Consider the following 3,275-nt stretch of genomic DNA (forward strand, 5'->3'; position numbering starts at 1 on the left):
GGCGGGGTGCAGGGGGCGGCCTGGCGTCAGTCCAGGACGCGGGCGAGGTACGCCTGCATCATGACCCGGGTCTCCTCCACGATCGCCGGGTCCCCCGCCGGGTCGGTCCGGAACGCCAGCTTGGTCAGCGCGTCGGTGGCCTCGACGGCGACCAGGACGGCCCGCTCCAGGGCGTCGTCCGGCGTGCGGTCGAGGTGGGCGGCGAGGAGTTCGGTGAGGCGCGCGGCGACGGTCCGGTTGGGCTCGGCGGCCGGGCCGTCACCGGGCGGGGCGGGCACGCCGAAGTCGACGAGCGCGAAGCCCGGCACCGTCCGCTTCATGGCCAGGTACTCGTCGAGGACCGCGTCGGCCACGGGGCGCCAGCCGGCGTCCGGGAGGGCGGCGAGGCGGTCCGCGATGGCGTCGGTGTAGCGGTCCAGGTTGCGGTGCGCGAGGGCGGTGGCCAGGGCCCGCTTGTTGCCGAAGAAGCGGTAGACCGATCCGATGGGCACGCCGGCGCGTGCGGCGACGGCCCGGGTGCTGAGGTTCTCGTAGCCCGATTCGTCGAGGAGTTCGGCGCAGGCCTCGAGGATCCGGGCGAGCCGGTCGGCGCTGCGCTGCTGCACGGGCGTACGGCGCAAGGGGTGGGTGGCGGGCACGGGGTCCATCATGCCGCTCCGGGCGTGCGGTTTCAGCCGCCGGAAGCGGCGGGCGCGGGGCCGGCCGGGCGGCGCCGGGTCAGTTCAGGAGGAGGGCGATGCCTCCGAGCGTGTACGTGATCATCAGCGCCAGCAGCGGGAGCTGCCCGGCGAGGGCGCGGGCGGGCGGGAAGAGGCGTACGGAGCGGTCGTGGGCGGCGATGACACCGAGGACGTGCCCGGCGACGACGGACACGACCTGGAGGGCGGCGAGACCGCCGGGATCCAAGGGGGGCAAGGGTTCGGGGCGATTGTCAGTGCCGACTGCCATGATTACGGTGCGTGGTCCTTCGGTCACGAGAAGGGAGAAGTAGTGGGCGATGAGATAGCCGAGGGCGATCGGCACGAGTGAGTGCGCGAAGGCCGTCAGCGGGCCGGGGTGAGGCCCGCTGACGAGGCGGGTGGCCGCCGCGCACAGGCAGTAGAGGGTGGCGACGAGGGCGACGGAAGCGAGCAGTCCGAGGGTGGCCGTGGGGGTGCGGCCGAGAGGGGAGGTCTGGAGGGTGGTGATCCATGAGGGGTTGTCGCTGAAGCCGTCGTAGGCGGTGGAGCCGAGCAGGACGCAGACGGTGGCGACGAGTCCGGGCCGCTCGGGCGTCGCGTCGAGTCCGTGGAAGGGGTTGCGGAGGACGAGGAGGCCGTCGGCGCGGCGGCCGAGGGGGGAGAGCCGGGCCAGGAGGGCGGAGTACGCCTCGAAGGCGTCGCCTTCGGCGAACCAGCGCTCACCGAAACGGGCGGCGAGCGCGAGGTGGGCGGCGCCGTAGAGGGAGAGGGCGATCAGGAGGGTGGTGGTGGATGCAGGATCCGGAGAGGCGAGCTCCAGCCAGGTGAAGCCGAACAGCCCGACCGCGGCGGGCCATTGGCCGATCCGGGCCGGAAGCGGCGCCGGCCGCCTGCGCAGGGAGCGGGGCAGCAGGCGGTACAGGGTGCGGAGCGGGTTCAGCAGGCCCCAGACGGGCCCGAGGAGGAGGGAGGCGGGCACGAGGCCGACCCAGAAGAGGACGTAGACGGCGCCGGGGCCGGGGTTGCGGGCGGGGTCGTCGGGACCGAGGAGGAGGAAGGCGAGGACCGCGAGTGCGGCGGCGAGGCCGAGGGCGCGCAGGGCGGCGCGTGTGGCGGGCGCGTCGGCGGTCCGCTGGAGGGCGGCCGGCAGGGCGATGCCGGACCGGTCCCCGCGGAACCGGGAGGAGGACCAGAGCAGGCCGAGGACGAGGAAGGAGGCGAACAGTGCGGTGAAGGCGCCGGCGAACGCGTAGAAGGGAGAGATCGGCAGGTCGTGCTGGGATCCGATGCCGTGGGCGAGCGCGGTGAGCGGGTGGTCGGCGGGGGCGGCCGCGCCGGACGGGTCGGGGACCGCGCCCCGGCCGGCGGCGACTGCGCCGAGGTCGGCTGCCGGGGAGCCCGGCACGGGGTGGAGGCCGCTGCCCGGCCCGTGGGGCGGCGGCGTCACCGGACCAGCAGCTGTGTCAGGACGAGCCGGGTGCCGTGCGTCTCGACCTCGAACAGGCCCGTGCGGTCGGCGGTGAGGACCAGTGTGGCCTCCTGCCCTGCCGGGAGGGCGAGTTCCCGGTCGTAGCCGTGGACGTGCAGGGTGTCGGCGCGGTCGCTGGTGACGCGGAGGGCCACGCTCTGCCCGCGCTTCAGCTCGGTGCGGCCTGGAGCGGGCGCCACCTTGCCGTCCTTGACGGTGATGGTGACCGTGCGGTCGGCGGCGGGGGCCGGCGTGGTCGGCTGTGCCTGCGGCGGCTGCGGGGGCTGGGGTGAGGCGGCCCCGCCGTGGCCGTGGCTGCCGTGCGCGCCGCCGGCCGGGGCGGACAGGGCGGTGCCGGCCTCGACCGCCTTGCCGCCGACGGCCCACACGGTGTGGTCGTCGGCGTAGAGGCGGACGGTCAGGGTGTGCGCGCCCTCGGGTACCTGCGCCGCGGGCAGGTGGAACCAGGGGCCGTACAGCCGGGCCACCTTGCGGCCGTCGAGCTCCAGGTGGGCGTGGCCGGAGCCGGGGATGGCCGCGCCGCCGGCACTGCCGGGGGTGAAGCGGAAGTTCTGCACCGCCAGTTGGACGTTCCAGCCGTCCTCGCTGTCGGGGCGGACGCTGATGCCGACCTGCGGGGCGCCTGCGGCGGGGACCTCGCGGAACCGGTGGCCGGCGCCGTCGCGGGCGTCGAGCAGTGTTCCGGCGCTGCCTGAGGCTTGCTCGTGGCTGGTGCCGGGCTTGTGGTGGGTCGTGGCCCGCCCGCCGCAGCCGGCCGCCGCCCCGCCGAGCAACAGCACGGCGGCGAGCAGCGCGGCGGCCCGCTCCCGCCGGCGCGGCCGCCTGCCCGCGAGCGGACCCGCGCCGGGCGCGGGTCCGGCCGGGCCGCGCCCGCCGCGACGGCCGGCGGCATCGTCCCCATGCCGGGACCGGAGCACCGTGCCGCAGCCGGGGCCGGCCCCGGACACACCCTCGCCCCGCCCTGCCGGGGCGGGCCGGGCCGACGCCGCGGGCTGGTCCGGCGCCCGTGGAGCCGGGTCCGCCGCTGTACGACGGACCGGCGCGTTCGGGGGACGGGCCGGCGACTGGGCGGGGCCGGCCGCAGCCTCCGGACGGGCCGGTGCCTG

General features: G+C 76.7%; 3 protein-coding genes. All 3 read right to left on the reverse strand.

What is annotated here, in order from left to right; genetic code table 11:
* Positions 1 to 26 precede the first annotated feature (26 nt).
* Positions 27 to 647 (reverse strand): TetR/AcrR family transcriptional regulator, encoded by a 621-nt coding sequence (locus EF903_RS30635; RefSeq protein WP_125548245.1) that lies wholly within the window; start codon positions 645 to 647, stop codon positions 27 to 29.
* Positions 648 to 717: 70 nt separating this feature from the next.
* Entirely contained in the window at positions 718 to 1,968 is a 1,251-nt protein-coding gene (locus EF903_RS30640) for a hypothetical protein (protein ID WP_125548246.1), read from the reverse strand.
* A gap of 155 nt (positions 1,969 to 2,123) precedes the next feature.
* A complete protein-coding gene (locus tag EF903_RS30645; RefSeq protein ID WP_260616147.1) occupies positions 2,124 to 2,948 on the reverse strand; it encodes a cupredoxin domain-containing protein in 825 nt (274 codons plus the stop codon).
* Positions 2,949 to 3,275 lie beyond the last annotated feature (327 nt).

The organism is Streptomyces sp. WAC05292, assembly GCF_003949955.1.
Lineage (GTDB): Bacteria > Actinomycetota > Actinomycetes > Streptomycetales > Streptomycetaceae > Streptomyces > Streptomyces globosus.